Annotated in this window: 18 protein-coding genes; 7 read left to right on the forward strand and 11 right to left on the reverse strand. The window is 72.7% G+C overall.

Going from position 1 to position 17780, the window contains the following annotated elements; translation table 11 throughout:
• Window positions 1–5 precede the first annotated feature (5 nt).
• From ygfZ to ABT158_RS20520, 4 genes are all read right to left on the reverse strand, one after another.
• Window positions 6–944, reverse strand: coding sequence for a CAF17-like 4Fe-4S cluster assembly/insertion protein YgfZ (ygfZ, locus tag ABT158_RS20505; protein WP_352355493.1), 939 nt, complete (start codon window positions 942–944; stop codon window positions 6–8).
• Window positions 945–1008: 64 nt separating this feature from the next.
• Window positions 1009–1422 carry a Fur family transcriptional regulator gene (locus tag ABT158_RS20510; protein ID WP_352319736.1) on the reverse strand — a complete coding sequence of 138 codons (414 nt, stop codon included), beginning with the start codon at window positions 1420–1422 and terminating at the stop codon, window positions 1009–1011.
• 312 nt (window positions 1423–1734) lie between these two features.
• The gene (locus tag ABT158_RS20515; RefSeq protein WP_352355495.1) at window positions 1735–2031 is read right to left on the reverse strand and encodes a DUF2470 domain-containing protein; all 297 of its coding nucleotides are present in this window, start codon (window positions 2029–2031) and stop codon (window positions 1735–1737) included.
• 2 nt (window positions 2032–2033) lie between these two features.
• Window positions 2034–2522 carry a heme-binding beta-barrel domain-containing protein gene (locus tag ABT158_RS20520; protein ID WP_352319740.1) on the reverse strand — a complete coding sequence of 163 codons (489 nt, stop codon included), beginning with the start codon at window positions 2520–2522 and terminating at the stop codon, window positions 2034–2036.
• A 68-nt stretch (window positions 2523–2590) separates the two neighbouring features.
• Between ABT158_RS20520 and ABT158_RS20525 the strand changes: the two genes are divergently transcribed.
• Both ABT158_RS20525 and ABT158_RS20530 read left to right on the forward strand, forming a co-directional pair.
• On the forward strand, window positions 2591–4084 hold the full coding sequence (locus ABT158_RS20525; protein WP_352355497.1) for a sugar-binding protein: 1494 nt from the start codon (window positions 2591–2593) through the stop codon (window positions 4082–4084).
• A 9-nt stretch (window positions 4085–4093) separates the two neighbouring features.
• Entirely contained in the window at window positions 4094–4456 is a 363-nt protein-coding gene (locus tag ABT158_RS20530; RefSeq protein WP_352355499.1) for a DsrE family protein, read from the forward strand.
• A 4-nt stretch (window positions 4457–4460) separates the two neighbouring features.
• Here the strand turns inward: ABT158_RS20530 and ABT158_RS20535 are convergent, their stop codons facing one another.
• Complete coding sequence (locus ABT158_RS20535) at window positions 4461–5174, reverse strand: type 1 glutamine amidotransferase (protein WP_352319745.1); 714 nt, start codon at window positions 5172–5174, stop codon at window positions 4461–4463.
• Window positions 5164–6393, reverse strand: a complete 1230-nt coding sequence (locus ABT158_RS20540) for a Mur ligase family protein (protein WP_352355501.1) — start codon at window positions 6391–6393, stop codon at window positions 5164–5166. The genes ABT158_RS20535 and ABT158_RS20540 overlap by 11 nt, the downstream gene beginning before the upstream one ends.
• 181 nt (window positions 6394–6574) lie before the next feature.
• Here ABT158_RS20540 and ABT158_RS20545 point away from each other — a divergent pair, with 181 nt between their 5' ends.
• Window positions 6575–6832, forward strand: a complete 258-nt coding sequence (locus ABT158_RS20545; RefSeq protein WP_352355503.1) for a DUF2992 family protein — start codon at window positions 6575–6577, stop codon at window positions 6830–6832.
• A gap of 18 nt (window positions 6833–6850) precedes the next feature.
• Here the strand turns inward: ABT158_RS20545 and ABT158_RS20550 are convergent, their stop codons facing one another.
• Both ABT158_RS20550 and ABT158_RS20555 read right to left on the reverse strand, forming a co-directional pair.
• On the reverse strand, window positions 6851–9820 hold the full coding sequence (locus ABT158_RS20550; RefSeq protein ID WP_352355505.1) for an ATP-binding protein: 2970 nt from the start codon (window positions 9818–9820) through the stop codon (window positions 6851–6853).
• A gap of 73 nt (window positions 9821–9893) precedes the next feature.
• A complete protein-coding gene (locus ABT158_RS20555) occupies window positions 9894–11837 on the reverse strand; it encodes a hypothetical protein (RefSeq protein WP_352355507.1) in 1944 nt (647 codons plus the stop codon).
• 169 nt (window positions 11838–12006) lie between these two features.
• Between ABT158_RS20555 and ABT158_RS20560 the strand changes: the two genes are divergently transcribed.
• Genes ABT158_RS20560 through ABT158_RS20570 form a run of 3 tightly spaced genes read left to right on the forward strand, consistent with a single transcriptional unit; the run spans window position 12007 to window position 14475 of the window.
• Window positions 12007–12675, forward strand: a complete 669-nt coding sequence (locus ABT158_RS20560) for a hypothetical protein (RefSeq protein ID WP_352355509.1) — start codon at window positions 12007–12009, stop codon at window positions 12673–12675.
• Window positions 12672–13325 (forward strand): hypothetical protein, encoded by a 654-nt coding sequence (locus tag ABT158_RS20565; RefSeq protein ID WP_352355511.1) that lies wholly within the window; start codon window positions 12672–12674, stop codon window positions 13323–13325. The genes ABT158_RS20560 and ABT158_RS20565 overlap by 4 nt, the downstream gene beginning before the upstream one ends.
• Before the next feature lie 7 nt (window positions 13326–13332).
• Window positions 13333–14475: a hypothetical protein gene (locus ABT158_RS20570; RefSeq protein ID WP_352355513.1), complete on the forward strand. Its 1143-nt coding sequence runs from the start codon at window positions 13333–13335 to the stop codon at window positions 14473–14475.
• On the opposite strand, the gene ABT158_RS20575 is transcribed toward ABT158_RS20570, so the two are convergent.
• Entirely contained in the window at window positions 14462–15703 is a 1242-nt protein-coding gene (locus ABT158_RS20575) for a hypothetical protein (RefSeq protein ID WP_352355515.1), read from the reverse strand. The two genes, ABT158_RS20570 and ABT158_RS20575, sit on opposite strands and share 14 nt — an antisense overlap.
• Before the next feature lie 225 nt (window positions 15704–15928).
• On the opposite strand from ABT158_RS20575, the gene ABT158_RS20580 reads away from it, so the two are divergent.
• On the forward strand, window positions 15929–16483 hold the full coding sequence (locus ABT158_RS20580) for a helix-turn-helix domain-containing protein (protein WP_352355517.1): 555 nt from the start codon (window positions 15929–15931) through the stop codon (window positions 16481–16483).
• Here the strand turns inward: ABT158_RS20580 and ABT158_RS20585 are convergent.
• The gene (locus ABT158_RS20585) at window positions 16459–17211 is read right to left on the reverse strand and encodes a methylated-DNA--[protein]-cysteine S-methyltransferase (protein ID WP_352355519.1); all 753 of its coding nucleotides are present in this window, start codon (window positions 17209–17211) and stop codon (window positions 16459–16461) included. The two genes, ABT158_RS20580 and ABT158_RS20585, sit on opposite strands and share 25 nt — an antisense overlap.
• Window positions 17208–17768, reverse strand: a complete 561-nt coding sequence (locus tag ABT158_RS20590; protein WP_352355521.1) for an RNA polymerase sigma factor — start codon at window positions 17766–17768, stop codon at window positions 17208–17210. The genes ABT158_RS20585 and ABT158_RS20590 overlap by 4 nt, the downstream gene beginning before the upstream one ends.
• Between the last annotated feature and the right edge of the window lie 12 nt (window positions 17769–17780).

Genomic DNA, 17780 nt, shown 5'->3' on the forward strand with positions numbered 1-17780 from the left:
CGGGGTCAGCGGATCCGGCGGCGCAGCGAGGGGTCGATGCTGACGTTGCGACCGGCGTCCGGCGGCACGACGACCTCCTGGGCGGCGGCCACGCCACCGGCCAGCAGCGGCGCGTCGACCGGGACCGTGCGCTTGACCACGGCCAGCGCGATCGGGCCCAGCTCGTGGTGACGGGCGGCCGAGCCGACGACGCCGATCTCCTGGCTCTCGAAGATCACCGGGTCGCCGTGCGCGGGCAGGGTGTCGACGCTGCCGTCGAGGTGCAGGAACACCAGGCGGCGCGGCGGGTGGCCCAGGTTGTGGACGCGCGCGACCGTCTCCTGGCCGCGGTAGCAGCCCTTGCTCAGGTGGACGGCCGAGCCGATCCAGCCCACCTCGTGGGGGATCGTCTTGTGGTCGGTCTCGAAGCCGAGCCGCGGCCGGTGTGCCTCGATGCGCAGCGCCTCGTAGGCCCACAACCCCGCCAGCGGCCGGCCCAGATGATCGGCCAGCTCGGCCCGCGGCACCAGGAAGTCTTCGTCGGCCGTGGAGAGTACCGCCAGGTCGTCGGCCCGCGACACCTCCACGCGCAGCATGAACCGCATGCGGTCGAGATAGTCGACCAGGCTCTGGGCCGTGCCGGGCTCGACGTGCGCCAGCACGCTCTCGCCGTCGTCGACCAGCGTGAGGTGGTGCAGGACGCGGCCCTGGAGGTCGAGGTCGAGCGTCTGGGTCCACTGGCCGGGCGTCAGCGTGTCGAGCTTCTGCGAGGTCAGGTCGTTGAGCCATTTCAGCCGGTCGGCGCCGGAGATGCGGACCACCTCGCGGTTGCTGCGGTCGACGACCGCCTCACCCTTGGCCAGCGCGCGCTGCTCGGCGAACAGGTCGCCATAGTGCGCGGCTACGTCGGCGTCCGGCCCGTCGGCCGCGACGGCGCCGGGGAGATCGAGCAGAGGGCTACGCATGCATCCAAGGCTATCCGCCCCCGCGACGGCGCCCGACGCCGGTGCCCGACCCCGGTGCCGCGGCTCAGCGGCAGTTGCTGCAGCGGCCGAACACCGTGAGGTGATGGACGTCGGCCGCGAACCCCAGCTCCTCGTCGAGCCCCTTCACCAGCCCCTCGGCCAGCTCGGGACGCACCTCGAAGACCTCGTCGCAGCCCCGGCACACCAGGTGGACGTGGTCGGCCTCGGCCGCCAGGTGGTAGGTCGGCGCGCCGTGACCGAGGTGGGTGTGGGTGACCATGCCGAGCTCTTCGAGCAGTTCGAGCGTGCGGTAGACGGTGGAGATGTTGACCCCGCGCGCCGTCTCGCGCACCTTGGTGCAGATCTCCTCGGGCGTCGCGTGCTCCAGATCCTTGACCGCTTCGAGCACGAGCTGCCGCTGCGGGGTGACCCGGTAGCCCTTGGCGCGGAGTTCCTCGTGCCACTGCGTCTCGGTCATGCCCCCGAGTGTAAAGCGCACGATCGCCTGTTCGCGGCCGTCCGATAATTACTTGCCCCGGGCGCTCGCGACCGCATAGCTTCGTGAGTACGCGGAAAGGAGGTGGTCCGAATAATGGATAGTCATAGTCGGGCTAGCGAGGTGGTTGTCCGCTAGCGCTGCGGACTGTTGTCTCGTGTCGCAAGCGAATCCGAGGCAACCACCGGGGCCCCTGGCAGCCGGAGGGCGGGATGACGCATCCCGGCCATTGGTCCATCCGGCCCGTCTGCTCGGCAGGCGGAGTGTTGCCCGGGGCCCTTCTTGTTCTCTCCCTCAGTGTTCCCCGTGGGGTTCGATCCCCAATTCGGCGCAGGCCGCCCGGTAGAGGCGCACGACCGCCTTGCGCACCTGGGCGCGCTCGGTCAGCGTCTCGCCCCAGGGCACGCGCACCCGCTCGCCGCCGTCGACCGTGAACTCCATGGCCTCGGCGTCGACGTCGCTGGTCACCGCCGAGGTGGCCTGCGGACGGCCGCCGAGCCCGCGCACGATGACCAGGGCGTCGCCGGTGTGGTCGTCGTTCATGTGGCGCTTGATCGCCTCGACGGCGTCGGGAGTGAGGGGCGAGGTCATGCTCAGGACACCTTCTTCAGCTCGGCCGACATGTGGTCGGTGAGCGGGTGGCCGACGGCGGCCATCTCGTAGGCCCACATCAGGTTGCCGTTGACCAGGCCGTAGAGGCGGTGGCCCGCGGTGTACTCCTTGGCCGTGGAGGTGCGGGCCACGACGTCGGTGCGCAGCTCGATCTTGTGGAAGACCACCTCGCCGATGTAGATCTCGACGATGCCGGTCGGGTGCGCGAGCACCACCTCGATCTGCCGGTCGGGTTGCGGACGCCAGTAGCCGGACTCGGTGGCCAGCGGCCTGACCCGGTTGCCGTCGTTGTCGAGCAGCCAGGTGCGGCTGACGTAGGTCAGGAACGGCTTGCCGTTGTGGCCGAACTCGATCTCCTGGCCGAAGTTGAAGCTCTCGATCGTCGGATAGCCGCCCACGCCGGCGCCCTCCCAGCGGCCGAGCAGGAACGCGATCTGCTCCAGAGCGGGGTGCACCTCAGGTTCTTCCATGCTCACCAAGCCTAGCGCCGGTGGCTAACCTTCTGGATCGGGGAGACGTTTCGCCGGGGGGAGCCGCGATGCTGGATGCCTGGGCCGTGCCGCCGCACGTCGACGTGCTGTTCGTGGGCGCCCATCCGGACGACGAATACCAGTCGTTGTCCACGTTCGGGCAGTGGCGCGAACGTCTGGGGCTGACCACCGGGGTCGTGACGGTCACCCGCGGCGAGGGCGGCGGCAACGCCGCCGGGCCGGAGAAGGGCGCGGCGCTCGGCCGGATCAGGGAGGCCGAGGAGCGCGAGGCGGTCGCGCACGCGGGCATCCGCGACGTCTTCTACCTGGACAAGCCGGACTTCTGGTACACGCTGTCGGCGCCCCTGACCGCCCGCGTGTGGGGGCCGGACACTCTCGGGCGGCTGGTCGAGACGATCAGGGCGACCAGGCCCTCGACCGTGGTGACGATGGACCCGCGGCCCTTCAACCAGCACGGCGGGCACCAGCTCGCCGCCCGGCTGGCCGTCGAGGCGTTCCGGCTGGCCGCCGACCCCGCCGCGTTCCCCGGGACGGGCGCGCCCTGGCGGGCCACCCGGCTGCTGACCCAGAACTGGGGGCTGCGCGGCCCCGTGGGCCCCGGCTGCGCGACGGCCGGCATGCGCGACCCGGCCACCGGGCTGCCGCAGCTCGGCGTCTGGGCGGGCGCCTGGTCGCCGCGCCATCGCGCCACGTGGGCCCAGCGGGAGCGCGACGCCGAGCGCGTGTACCGCACGCAGGGGTTCGCCGCGCGGCCGGCGAAGGTGGCCGGGCCGTTCGGGTGCGACTGGTTCTCGGTCGTCTTCGACGGCGGGCGGCCGGTGCCCGCTCCCGTCGTCGAGCAGGCGGGCCTGCGTCCTCTGTACGCCGAGTTCCGCGACTGGGCGCGCGCGACCGGCCTGCCCTGGCTGGCCAACCGGGCGCAGCCCGACTACCCCGAGCCGCCCGCCACCACGCTGCCGGTCGCCGGGCGCGCCCCCGTGCTCGACGGCGTCGCCTCCCCCGGCGAGTACGCGGGCCCGGCCCTGCCCCTCGCCCACTGGGAGGGCGAGCGCTGCCCGGCGGCCGACTGCGCCGCGACCGCCCGGCTGACCCGCCACGGCGCCGACCTGTACGTCCAGGTCGAGGTCACCGACGAGGCGCGCGGCGCGGCCCTCGACGCGTGCGAGCGCCACTGGCGCACCGACGCGGTCGAGATCGCCCTCGACCCGCGCGGCGACTCCGACGACACCTCGACCACGTTCAAGCTGGGCGTCCTGCCCTACACCGCCGAGGGCGGCCCGTGCGCGGCCCGGGACGCCGACGCCCACCAGGGCCCCGCCCCGCGGGTGGGCGTGGCGTCCGCGGCCCACGACGGCGGGTACGGCGTCGAGGTGCGCATCCCGTTCGCGCTGCTGCCCGCCCCGCCCACCGCGCTGAGGGCGAACGTGCTCGTCTACGACTCCGACACCGGGGACAGGACCGGGCAGACGCGCCTGGCCTGGTCGCCGTTCGGCAGCGCCCAGGCCGATCCGTACGTGTGGGGCCGCGTCGGTCGGGGTTAGGGTGACGCCATGGCACGATCTTTGGTGATCAAGGTGACCGCGGGGGCGGACGCCCCTGAGCGGTGCAACCAGGCATTCACGGTGGCGGCGGCCGCGCTCGCGAGCGGCGTGCCGGTCTCCCTCTGGCTGACCGGCGAGTCGTCCTGGTTCGCCCTGCCAGGGCGGGCCAAGGAGTTCTCCCTGCCCCACGCGGCGCCGCTGGCGGACCTGCTGGAAGCCGTCCTGGCGGCCGGCCGGGTGACCCTGTGCACGCAATGCGCCGCCCGCCGCGAGATCACGGTCGACGACGTGATCGAGGGCGTGCGCATCGCCGGGGCGCCCGCGTTCGTGGAGGAGGCGGTCAGCGAGGGCGCCCAGGCCCTGGTCTACTAGGCCGTCAGCCGGACAGGACGGTGCTCAGCCGCTCCTGGCGCAGGGCCTCGTAGCGGGAGTCGTCGAGGGGCGTCAGCTCGCCCACGCGCCACGACAGCAGCAGGTCGGCCAGGGCCGGGTTGCGCGCCAGGGCCGGGCCGTGCAGGTACGTGCCCACCACGTGGCCCGCGTAGCAGCCCTCGAAGCCGTCGCCGTTGCCGACCCCGGCGACCGTCTTGGACAACGGCCGCACGCCCGGACCGAGGTGCGTGACGCCCATGTGGTTCTCGAAGCCGGTCAGCGTGGGCAGGTTGAGGGCGGCGTCGACCTCGGCGACCAGCTCGCCCACGGCCCGGGCGGGGCCGCGCGAGCTGGCGATGTCGAGCAGGCCGATGCCGTCGACCGGCTGGCCCTCCTCGCCGCCGAACGTGCTGCCCATGATCTGGTAGCCGGCGCACACGGCCAGCATCGCCGCGCCCCGGGCGATGGCCCGCTGGAGCCCGCCGTCGCGGCGCAGGCGCTGGGCGGCCAGGATCTGCGGACGGTCTTCGCCGCCGCCGATCAGGTAGATGTCGCCGGTCTCCGGCACGGGGTCGGCCGAGCGGACGTAGACGGTCTCGACCTCGATGCCCCGGCGCTGCGCACGCTGCTCCAGAACGAGCACGTTGCCCTGGTCGCCGTAGGTGCTCAGCAGGTCGGGGTAGATCCAGACGATGCTGAGGGCGCTGTCAGACGGCACGTCCGAACTCCGATCGGATCAGCTGGAAGGCGGTGTAGTTGGCGATCACGTCGACCCGGCCGGGCGGCTGCATGGCCAGCGCCTCGGAGAACGAGCTGCACAACGTGAACGGCACGTCGGCCACGTCGAGCCGGAGCGCCAGGTCGAGCCGCCGCTCACCGGTGACGAAGACCGGACGGCCGCGCAGGATGCGGTAGTCGACGTCCCACAACCACGAGGTGTCGCGGCCGTCGGGGCCCTGCGCGTTGACCGAGAGGATGATCGGCAGTTGCGGGTCGGCGACGTCGAAGGCCTCCAGCCAGCCCGCCGGGTTCTTGGCCAGCAGCAGCCGCGCGTGGCGGCCCTCGCGCTCGACCGTGGTGTAGCGGCCGGCCACCGAGGTGACCTCGCGCAGCCGGGGCAGCGCCCGGTCGACCGGCAGCCCGAACGCCTCGGCCACGGCCAGGGCCATCACCGCGTTGGAGCGGTTGGCCAGGCCAGGGAGCTGGATGTCGAGCAGCCAGCGCTGCCCGCGCGGGTCGACGGCGACGTCGTCGTCGAGCACCCACTGCGGCTCTGGACGGTGGAAGGTGCACTCACGGCAGGACCAGTCGGCGTCTTTGCGGTCGAGGGGGCCGCCGCACTCGGGGCAGCACCAGGAGTCCTCCTTCCAGCGCTGCCCGCCGGCGACCCAGGTGACCTTGGCGGCGGTGGAGGCCCCCCAGGTGACGAGGGGGTCGTCGCAGTTGGCGATGACGTGCGTGGGCCTGCCCGACAGCGCCCTGCGCCACTTCTGCGCGAGCAGCCAGATCTCGGCCGCGCGGTCCATCTGGTCGCGGCTGAGGTTCATCAGGCAGACGACGCCGGCGCCGGTGGTGTCGAGCACCTCCGGCAGGTACTTCTCGTCGACCTCCAGCACGCCGTAGGGGGCGCCCTTGTGCTGGGAGAGCGCCGAGACGTGGCCCGCCGGCATGTTGGCGCCGAAGGCGTTGGTGGCGACCTCGCCCATCTCCAGCAGCGCGGAGGTGATCAGCCTGGTCGTGGTGGTCTTGCCGTTGGTGGCGCTGACCAGGGCCAGCTTGCGGTCGCGGGCCAGCTTGCGCAGGAGGTCGGGTTCGAGCATCAGGCCCACCCTGCCGCCGATCACCGAGCCGTCACCGCGCCCGGTCATCCGCGAGAGCGTGGCAGCGCTGCGTCCCAGGGCGCTGGCGAGCTGAGCCCGCAGAGGAAGCTGGGTCATGCACATGGATCCTAGTCGCCGTTGAGTCCTACTCTGGAGTTGCACACGAAAACGCGGCCCGGTTGGTAGCCCGGGCGAAGCATCACGTATCCGCCCTTCCAGGGATGTCCGGTGTGCCGGAGGCGGCCTGTCCAGGCCGCTTTCCCGGCATGTCTGGTGAAGGGCGGAGAAGATGGTCACGTTGTCGGTCTATTTGGACGGCCCGTTCTGGGTCGGGGTGCTGGAGGTCGCCGAGGGCGGGCGGCTGCGGGCGACCCGGTTCACCCTCGGGTCCGAGCCCACCGATCCCGAGCTGCACGCGTTCCTGATGCGCCATGGCGTTTCGCTGCTGGAACAGGCCCATGCCGCGCAGGGCCGTCGGGAACGGCGGCGCGAGCTGGCCGAGCACAAGCGCGAGGTGGCCCGACGCAAACGCCTCGAACGCCGCCGCGACCGCTGACCCGTCCCCGGACGGGCGTCAGGCCGAGGGGGCGTCGACGAAGGCGATCTCCGGGGCGCCCCCGTGGTCGAACGGCAGGACGAACCGCTGCGGCCACGACAGCACCCCCTCCAGCCAGCCCGCGCCCATCGTCTGGCCGACGTGCCTGATCCTGGCCGACGCCTCGATGCCGATCGCGACATTGGTGATGTCGCGCTGCACGCTCTCGTTCTCGTCGTCGCCCAGGATGACCCGCCAGGCCAGGGCCCGGTTGTGGTCCACCTCCATGGACAGCGGGTGGTGGCGCAGGGCCTTGGCGCGGTGGCCGAGCAGCTCTGCCTGCACCAGGTCGGCCGTGCCGTTGCCGTTGGACTGGCGGAACAGGGCGTACTCCATGGGCGGGGCCGGGCTGCGCAGGTTGGGGGCGGGCTGGCCGTACGGGAAGAGCCGGTCGACCTCGTGCAGCCAGCGCACCTGCGGGATCACCCACGAAGCGCCGGGACGGTCGCCGCCGGGCTCGGCCCCCGACAGCAGCCGCGCGGCGACCTCGGCGGCCTTCTCGGTGAGCAGCGCCGGGTCGAACCAGCTCCGCAGCGACCAGGCCCGCCGCTGGACGGCGCGTTCGACCAGCGTGGCGAGCAGGCACTCGCGGCGGCGGGCGGGCAGCTCGCCCCAGGCGGACGACAGGGCGCGCGGCACGCCGGGCAGCGGCCGGTTGCTGACGAAGGCGAGCACGACCGTGTCGCACCAGATGCGCAGCCACGCCCAGTCGGGCCCGTCGGCGAGCACGTCGGCCTCTCTGAGCTCCACCAGGGTGCACGCCTGGCCGGTACGGCACTGCGCCCCGCACGCGGCCGACCTGCGCCCGCGGATGGGCGGCTGGGGGCCCGGCAGCGGCTTCTCCCGCGCCTCGCCCAGCGGGACGCGCACCCGCAGCGGCCGGTCCATGCCGTCGGCGAAGACCGCGGCCGAGCCCGGCTGGAGCGAGACGACGTGCCTGGACTGCTCGTCGCTGAGGTTCATGGCCGCGCCGACGAGCTTCCTGTCGTCCTCGGCGGGCAGCCGGTGGACGACCTTCAGCGCGGTGTTCTTCACGACGTCGGAGACCAGCTTGGTCGGGATCTGCTCGGCCACCACGATGCCCTCGCCGTACGCCCTGATCTCGGCGAGCAGGCCGGCCAGCAGCTCCACGGCGTGCGTGGAGGCCCGGCCGTGGCCGCGGTCGCGCAGCAGCCGGTGGGCCTCCTCGATCACGATGACGTGCCGCAGCCCGGCCGACTTCTCCTTCCTGGCCCGCATGCGCAGGTGCTCGACGATCCGGATGATCAGCGTGCCCATGAGGAACGCCTTGTCCTCGTCGTTGGCGACGTCCTCGATGGCCAGGACGACGTTGCGCTCCAGCAGGCCGCCGATGTCGGCCGGGTGGCCGCCCTCGAAGAAGCGCCCGGCCGAGCCGACCCGCAGCGACCGCAGCCTGAGCGAGATGAAGCCCTCGACGTCGGCCTGCACCTCGCGGCCGTAGCCGATCTCCTTGATGACGTCCATGGCGTGCTGCTGGAGCTGTTCGAGCGTCGGCACGCTGGGCGGGACGTTCGAGCCGGGCACGGCGCCGCCGGTCACGACGTCCCAGCCGGTGGCCTCGTAGACCCGTTGCAGGGACAGCGACATGATCTGCGGGAACGGCTCCTCGGCGTCGAAGGCGGCCATGAACAGCGCCCTGATCATGTCGATGTGCGCCTGGACGGGGTAGCCGGGCTCGGGTTCGAGCGGGTTGACGCTGAGCGGCACGCCCTCGGGGGCCGACGGGTTGATCACCGTCACCGGGTCGGCGATGCGGCCGGCCATGGCCGCGTACTCCGACTTGGCCGGCTCGATGGCCAGCCACGGGATGCGCGCCTCGCTGAGCTGCTCCAGCAGGTGCCGGACGGTCTGGGACTTGCCCGAGCCGGTCGCGCCGGTGACGAAGGCGTGCCTGTTGAGCGTGGCCAGGGGCACCCGGAAGCTGCCCACGCCTCTGTCCTGGCCGTCGAGGATCTCGCCCAGCTCCAACTCGCCGCCGTCGGCCTCGGACGTCACGTCGAAGAAGCCGGAGTCGAGCACGCGTACGCCGGGCACCTCGCGCCTGGGCAGCCCGGCCAGCGCGGCCAGCGCCCCGGCGGTGGCCGCGAAGGGCGCGGCGGCGCCGTCGGCCGGGTCCTGCATGGTGATGGCCAGGGCCTCCGACAGCGCGTAGACCGCGCCGTGCGCGCTGCGCAGCCGGTACGGGTGGTGGCTCATCTCGACGGACCCGACGAGCACGGGCGCGATCTGCCGCAGCTCCTCGGCGGTGGCCCCGCCGGCCAGCACGCGCACGTTCCACAGGCCGGCCTCGCGGAAGGCGTCGAGCTCCTGCATGCGGCGCTCGGCCCGTTCGGCGTCGAACCGGGAGCGCTCGGAGGCGTCGCCGTACTGCCGCAGGACGTTGAGCTGGGTGCGCAGGTGCGCCACCTCGGCGTCGAGCAGGTCGGTCGGCTCGGCCACGACCAGCCAGGCGAACGGCCGCGACATGAGCGTGACCAGCGTCGACTCGAACAGCGTGGGCCGCTTCAGCTCGTCGGGGTCGGACCCGGCGAACTCGCGTCCCCGCCCGCCCAGCGGCGGCGCCTGGCGGCCGGGGCACGGCGTCCAGACCAGGTCGGCGAGGTCGGCCAGGTACTCCTCGTTCAGCTCGATCCCCCGCGCGCCGCCCGGGAACAGCAGCGGCTGGGGCCCGGTCGGCAGGCCGGGCACGTCGGTCGCCCTGCGCGGCTGGCGCGGCGGTGAGAGCGGGCCGGCGTTGGTGATCAGTTCGAGCGGCGCCCCGGAACCCCGCGACAGCCACCCGATGACGAACGGCCGGTCACGCTGCGCCGCCGACAGCACGGCGGGCAGCACGGTGACGAAATCCCATTCCGCCGACGAGCTTCGCGAGGGTGCGGCGATCGACTGGATCCGATACCAGGGCCCGCTCAGCGAGACACTCGGCTGCATCTTCAATTCCCCCACAGTCGGTTCTCAGTAAAATCCCGCTGATCGCCAGCTCCTCACCAGGCCCTTGACCAGGTCATTGCCTGCCCTTGCGCCAGTCAAGGCGTGGCGGTGGTGGCCCGAGGTTGGGCGGCGGCTCCTCGCCCTCGTCCTTCGCCTCCAGGGCCAGCACGGCCTCGCGCACCTCCTCCAGGTCGCCGAGCGTGGTCTTGGGGAAGGTGAGGATGGCCGGGTTGGCGTCGGCCAGCCGCACCCGCCGGCCCTCGGCGGTCGCGTCGGTGACGATCACGGACGTCGTGGGGAGCTGCTGGAGCTGGTGCGGCTCGACCAGGAACTCGCGCGACCGGTGGAGCACGCGTTCGGTCTCGGAGATCTTGTCGGCCGTCCGGCCCCACTCGGTGGACTCGGTGATGTCCTCGACCAGGTCGGCGTGGGCGTCGCCGCGGTCGTGGCGGGCGTCGTCCACCTGGGAGATGGTGGAGGTGTAGCCGCCGTCGAGGCCCGGCAGGGCGTCGCTGATCGTCTCGGTGAGCTGGGCCAGCTCCAGCCGGTGCTCGGTGCCGACGTGCTCGCTGGCCACCCGGGCGTCCTCGGCGTTGCCGAGACGCATGAACGCCACGGCCGCGTGGCCGCGCCCCAGCCGCTCCTTCACGGTGGGGGTCAGGCTCCGGTACGTCAGCACCAGCCCGGTACGCGAGGTCTCGCACGCGTCCATGAGCCGGTCGAGCACGTCGCCGCGGAGCTTGTCGGCGCCCGCCACGATGATCGTGTGGTACCAGGGCCGGTCGGAGGCGGGCGACTGGCGCAGGATGTGGGTGAGCGCGGTGGCCACGTACGTGCCGAGCACCCGGTTGCCGAACACGCCGGCCTGCCGGTCCATGCTCACCACGCGCAGCCGGGCGGGCGGCAGCCGCACCGCCTGGGTGCCGAGCGTCTCCAGCTTGCGCAGCTGCGACTCAAGTGCCCAGGCGCGCTCGATCACCACCCGGTCGCTCACGCCGCGGCCGAACAGCGTGCCGATGCGTTCGAGCTGGGTCGCGGTGATCAGGCCGAAGCGCAGGTCGTCCCGCGGGTCGCCGACCTGCGCCAGGGCCCGCAGGGCGGCGGTGACCTGGCTGATGGTGGCGTTCTCGCCGAGCACTTCGAGCACCCGTTCCAGGATGGCGTTGTCGAAGCTGAGGTCGCGGGTGGTGCGGTGCTCCTCGCTCACGCTCACCACGTGGGCCAGCACGTCGGCGAACGCCTCCGGCTTGAGCGTGGCCCCGAGGTCGAGCTTCGGCAGGTCGACCGGCAGCACCCAGACCAGCGGGTCGTCGCCGCCCTTGCGGGCCAGCTCGATCAGGTCTTTGGCGATCGCGCCCTCCGACAGGTCGAGCACGGTCAGGTGGCCGCCGCTGTAGAGCCGGGTGGCGCCGAGCAGCGTGATCAGCGCGGACCAGCCGGGCAGCGTGCCGCCGGCCACGTCGATGCGGTCGATCTCGTCGGGGACGGCGACGGCGTACCAGGTGAGCTGGCGTTCGTGGCGCTCCTTCGACTCCTGCCAGTCGCGGTAGCGCCGGGCGTGCTCCTCCTGGGCGCGGAACAGCTCCTTGTCACGTTCCTGACGTTGCCGGTCGTCCCTGGCCTGCTGTTCGAGCACTCGGAAGCGGACCGCCCGGTCGCCCTGGAGCAGGGCGTAGGTGCAGATGCCCGCCACGCCGCCGGCCGCGACCAGCCCGAGGAGCGCGAACGACCATCCCAGGTAGCCGCTGACCGCGGCCACGAGGATCAGCGCGGACATGGTCAGGCTGATGGCCCGGATGACGCGTACGGGCCGGTTGAGCATGTCCTCCTGGAGCCGCTCGCGGCGCAGCGCCTCGGCCGCCGCCCGGCCGGACGACTCCGCGTCCGGCGCCGGTTCCTTCTCGGGCGAGGGACGCTTGGGCGGCGGCCCCGGGTCGGGATGCAGCAGGATGTACTGCCACCCCAGGTAGATGCGGTCCGCCTGGAGCTGGGCATGCTCGGGATGCACGTCCGCCACGTGACCCTCCGGCCGCGATATGTCGTTAGTTGCAGGGGCCAGCCCTTTTCCGCTCCGTGACAGCGTATGAGCTTCCACCCCCGTAGCGGCAGGGTTCGCGGCAATTCCACCCGCCAGAAGGGACCATTGCGGCAGATGGGGCAACCGTGACCTATTACCATCCATACCCATGACGGAACCCTCCGGCGACAGCACGAGGCCGAGACGCCCGGTGGCGGTGCCCATCCTGGCTCTCGTGGCGGTCACGGCCGTCGGCATCACGGCCTTGCTGGGCGGGCTGAACGAGGCCCCCGACAAGGGCCCCGACCTCCTCGGCCAGGGCGCGACGCTCGACCAGGGCCGTTACTCCACGCGCTTCGTCGAGTCGCGGGTCAAGGTCGAGCGGGCCAAGACGCAGTTCGACGAGGACAAGCGGTTCGTGGAGCTGGTCTTCGAGGTCACCAACAAGGGGGACGAGACCTCCAGCGTCGGCCTGCCCCCCGACCCGGCCCAGCCGGACAAGGCGTGGCTCGGCACGTCCTTCGCCGACTCGCTGGTCTCCATCAGCCCCAAGTTCTCCAAGGAGTCGGGGCCCTTCGTCTACGCCCTGGACAAGGGCGACGAGACCCGGCAGCTCCACCCCGGCGTGACCAGCCAGGTCCTCGTCCGGTACCGGCTCGGCGCGACCGAACGGCCGCCGGACAAGATCACGTTCGACGTGGCCACCTTCGAGTACGTCCCCGGCTTCGAGGACGAGCGGCTGCAGTGGCACATGGTCGCCCAGGAGAAGGACGACAAGTTCTACCCCGAGGTGAAGGCCCGCGTGACGCTGCCGGTCAAGGCGGGTGAGGGGGCATGACCGCCACCCAGCCGCGGTCCTCCGCCGTCCCCGAGCGTCCCGACCGGCCCGGCCGCCGCGCCGGACGCGGGACGGGCGGCGGCTCCAAAGTGCTCAACGCCTGCGCCGGGCTGCTGCTGGCGGCCGCCGCCGTCGGGCTGCAGACGTTCCACCTGACCGCCAACGAGGCGAGCGCCAGGGTGACCTACACGGGCGCCAAGGGCGAGGACGTGGACGCCAGGCGGTTCACCGTCCGGCTCGACTCGTTCCTGGCCGCCAAGTCGATCCAGAACAGCGACCGGACCATCACGACGGACAACCTGTTCCTCGTGGTCAACGCCTCGGCCAGGTCGAGCCTCAAGCCGTACCACCTGGGGCAGCCGCAGCTGCTGACCGCGGACGGCAAGAAGTTCCAGGCCACCGACCGCGTGGCGAGCACTCTGACGCTGGCGAACACGTGGGTGCAGCCCGACATCTGGGTCAGCGGGCGGTTCTTCTTCGAGGTTCCTTCATCGGCGCTGCCTGGGGCGCGGGTGGTCTTCGGGCTGCCGGCCGAGGTGCTGGTGGAGCCGTTCCAGCCGGAGGTCGAGATCGACCTCGGGCTCGACGAGGAGGCCGCGCGCAAGCTCGCGGCCTCGCCGCAGGCCGTCTACTCCACCGTCAAGAAGTGATCGCACTGTGAGCACGAACGAGCGCGACTGGTTCGCCCCCAGGAACGACCACCACTCCGAGGACCCCGCCCCGGCCCCCTCGGCCTTCCCGCCTCCCCCGGCGCCCGCGGACCCCGCGACCCCGCCGGGGGCTCCGGCCTTCCCTCCGCCCGCGGCGGGGCCGATGCCGCCCGCGCCGCAGACGCCGCTGCCCGCCCGGCCACGCCGCCGCCGTACGGGCTCGCCGCGCGACCGCGCCACCCCGCCGCCGACCCGTCCCACGCCGCCTCCCGGCTACGGCCCCGCCCCTTCCGGGCACGCGGCTCCCCCGCCCGGCCCCGCCGGGACGCCTCCCGGACGTGGCGGCGCGCAGCAGCCCGGCCCCGGGATGCCCGGTGGGCCCGGCCGGGGGCGGTTCGTGCATCCGGACCAGCAGGTGTGGCCGCCCGCCCCCCGCGAGTCCTCGGGAGGCAGCACCCAGCCGTTGCCCGCCATCCGGCCCGGCATGGCGATGCCGTCCCCGCAGTCCCCGCAGCGCCCCCCGGCCGCGGCCGCCGTGCCGCCCGTGGAGCAGCCGCCGGCGAGCCCGCAGGACGCCGGGCCGCCCAGGCGCGGCCGGCTGATCCTGGTCGCCGTGGGCGCCGCCGTGGCCTCCGTCGTCGCCATGGGCCTCAACACCTACGACGGCTACCGCTTCTACGACACGACCGTCACCGACGGCATCAAGATCAACGAGGTCGCCGTCGCCCCCGGCCAGTCGGGGAAGGTCCACGACATCGAGTGGAGGGCCGCCCTGAAGACCGTCCAGGCCCCCGAGGGCAGCAAGCACGGCCCCGAGGTCACCTGGCTGAAGGTGGACATCACCCAGAAGCTCCTCGACGAGTCCAGCGCCACCATGATCGCCCCGCCGGACAGGGCCGAGCTGGAGGACCGCGCCGGCCGGACCTGGACGGTGGAGTTCACCCCGGGCGACCGTCCGACGGACCGGCTGGAACTGGGCAAGGAGTACAAGTTCGAGGGCATGGCGATCGTCCCGACGCCGGTCGCGAACGAGGTCGAGCTCTCCTTCAGGGTCAGCGACTACCGCTCCGACACCCCGACGGCCGACTACTTCAAACGGGAGAAGGCCGGCAAGCCGGAGGCGGACGTGCTGCGGTTCACACGTCGGTGAGCGGATCGCCCTTGAGCCGGGCCCGCGTGGCGGCCAGGTCGTACGTGGCCGCCAGCAGCGCCATGGTGAGCGCGGTCACGACCAGCCCGCGCACGAACGTCACGGGCCCGTGCTTGTACGCCCACACCCACTCGGCCTGCGAGCCGACGAGCGTCACCACGGCGCGCTCGGCGTACTCGGCGCCCACGGTGAGGGCGACGTAGCTCAGGCACATCATGCCGAACAGCGGCGCGCCGCCCTTGGCGATCATCCGCAGGGAGTTGGCCAGCGGCAGCCAGCGGTCCCGGAAGCCGCCGGTGAGCTGGTCGAACGACCTCTTGGTGAGGTCGTGGCTGTCCTCCAGCCGGTCCACGCCGCGTTCGAGCCGGGTGCCCTTGACCAGGCTGCGGGTCTCGTCGGAGTAGGCGCCGAACACCAGCATCGCCACGGTCAGCCAGGCCAGCGGGACGGCGACGCCGTCGATGAAGAACGGCCAGAACTCGCCCACCGCGTCCGTGACCGTCTTCCACAGCGGCACGCTCTTCTCCGCCTGCTCCAGCAGGTCGTTGGTGCCGGCGACCACGTTGCGGTGCTCCACCCAGTCCGAGCGCAGCCCGGCGATGGCGACGGTGGCGTTCAGGCCGTAGAAGACGAAGGCGAACTCGGAGAAGGCGGCGCCGAAGCCGTACAGCTTGCCCTTGCCCTGCTCCACGAGCTTGGCGAACAGCCACTTCAGGCCGAACAGCACGACCATCGCGCCCAGCGAGACCCGCCAGTCGAGGTCGGTGAGGCCCTTGCCGACGTGGGTCTCCTCGCCGAACCAGGTCGCGGACGTCATGTCGTAGAAGTGGTGGTTCAGGTCCATCTGCTGGAGGGCGCGGGCGTCCTCCACGTGCCAGCCCCACGACAGGTAGAGCACCGCGAAGGCGGGGGCCACCCGGTCCAGCACCCGGAAGAAGCGCTCGTCCTCGACGCCCTCCTCGCGCCGCGCGCGCATCTCCCACAGCGCGCCGCGCAGCGTGTAGAGCATGCCCGTGGTGACCGTCATCACCGCGAGGACGATCAGGGTCAGGAAGGTGACCGTGCCCACCAGCCGGAGCTGTCGCAGGTCGCCGTAGGCGAGCTCGGTGGCGGCGTACAGCAGGACGAAGCGCACGACCTGGCCCGCCGCGTACCAGAGGATCAGCGGCAGCGCGCATCTCCCCGCGAGGCGCAGCGCGTGCAGGGGCAGCGAGTACGGCGACGGCATCCGCTGAGCCGGCGTAGGCCCAGGTCGGGGCGGCGCCATCACACCTGTCGATCCGGACATCTGCTGAATCGTAGCGGTCTGTCCCTTACGCCGCAGCCGCAACCCGTGGACAGCCTGTGGCCGGCGTGTTTCCAGGCCACTCCTGAGCAGCGGCAAATCCGGGAAACGACGATTCGGCCCCCGAGAGGCGGTCACACCGGACGAGCCGTGCGGCACGATGGCGTTATGGAGCCGCTGCCCGCGTTCGACCAGGACCCCGCCGTCGTCGGTGACCGGCTGCGACGGCTGCGCCAGGCGCGCGGAGTCTCGCTGTCCGAGCTCGCCAAGCGGGCGGGCATCGGGAAGGCCACGCTGTCCGGCGTCGAGACCGGCACCCGCAACCCCACGCTGGAGACGCTCTGGGCGATCACCGCGCAGCTCGGCGTGCCGATCGGGGCGATACTCGACTCGCCGCCCGAGCCGCGGACCATGCGCGGCGCCGCCATCGAGGCCGACCTGCTGGAGGTCTTCGAGGACGACAGCGTCACCTACGAGCTCTACCGCGTCCGCGTGCCGCCGGGCGTCACCCAGACCTCGCCCGCCCACCACAAGGGGGTGAGCGAGCACGTCACGGTCTTCACCGGCACGCTCAGCGCCGGCCCGATCCACGAGCCGCTCACGGCCGGGCCCGGCGAGCACATCTCCTGGCTCTCCGACGTCCCCCACGGCTACCGCGCGCACGGCCCCGACGTCGTGCGCGCCACCCTCCTGATGCGCTACCCGGCCAAGCCCTCCACCTGAGCCGGCCGGCAGGTGCGGCACGGCCGGTAGCCGGCCGCCCTGGCCTGGGCGACGCTGCGGAAGCCGTGCCGGTGCGCGGGGGTGATCCGGCGGGCGTTGTGGCAGGTCGGGAAGCACACCACGCCGGTGGTGTCGCTGGCCAGGTAGAACACCCGCTCCCCGGCCAGCGCGCGCACCCGGTCCAGGTCGACGCCCTCGGCCAGCAGCAGCCGTTCCTTGGCCGCCCGGCCGAACACGTAGTCGCCGCTCACGCCGTCGGACCTGACCACCCGGTGGCACGGCACGAGCAGCGGCACCGGGTTGGCGCCGAGCGCCGTCCCCACCGCCCGTACGGCCCGCGGACGCCCGACCTGCTCGGCCACCCACGAGTACGGCCTGACCTCGCCCCTCGGGATCGTCCTGACCGCGTCGAGCACGTCCCGCTGGAAGCCGCTGAGGCCGCGCAGGTCCAGCGGCACCTTGCCGAGGCGGCCGGTGCGCAGCGCCGGCACCAGCCCCGCGGGCGGCCGGTCGGCGGCCAGCAGCGGCCGGCCGAAGCGTTTCCTGAACGAGGCGGCGAAGTCGTCGCCGGCGTGCACGTAGGCCACGCCCTGGTCGGTGAAGGCCACCCGCAGCTCGCCGATCGGCGCGGGCACGCTCACCCAGCGGGCGGCGATCCGGTCGAGCAGTCCGGCGGGCGCGTCGGTGGCCAGCGCGGCCAGCCCGGCCAGCAGTGAATCGTCGTTCATCGGGCACCTCCCAGTTCGCGCAGCCGCCGCAGCCCTCGCGACACGTGCGACTTGACCGTGCCCTGCGGAATCCTGAGCACGGTGGCGATCTCGCTGACCGGCAGGTCGACGACGTGCCTGAGCACCACGGCGGCCCGCTGTTCCGCGGGCAGCAGACCGAGCAGCTCCGACAGTTCGTCGCCGGTCTCCCTGCGGACCGCGGCCTCCTCGACGTCCTGGGCGGGGTCGGGCTCCTCCACGGGCTCGTCACGCAGGTCGGGCGGCGGTTTGCGGGATTTGGCCCTGGCGCAGTTGCGCCAGATGTTCATGAGGATCGTCATCAGCCAGGCCCGCGGCTGCAGCGCGGCCACGCGGTCGGGCCCGTAGCCCGCCAGTGCCCGGTACGCCCGCAGGAACGCCTCGGCGGTGAGGTCCTCGGCGTCGGCCCAGCGCCCGCTCAGCCGCAGCGCGGTCGAGAAGACCAGGCCGCGGTGGGCGGCGTACAGCTCGGCGAAGCCCTCGTCGAGGTCGTCGAGGAGCGCCTTGCGCACCGGGTCGAGACAGTCGGTTCCACTCACGCCCTCTACAAC

This window comes from Nonomuraea sp. NPDC001636 (assembly GCF_040298265.1).
GTDB lineage: Bacteria > Actinomycetota > Actinomycetes > Streptosporangiales > Streptosporangiaceae > Nonomuraea.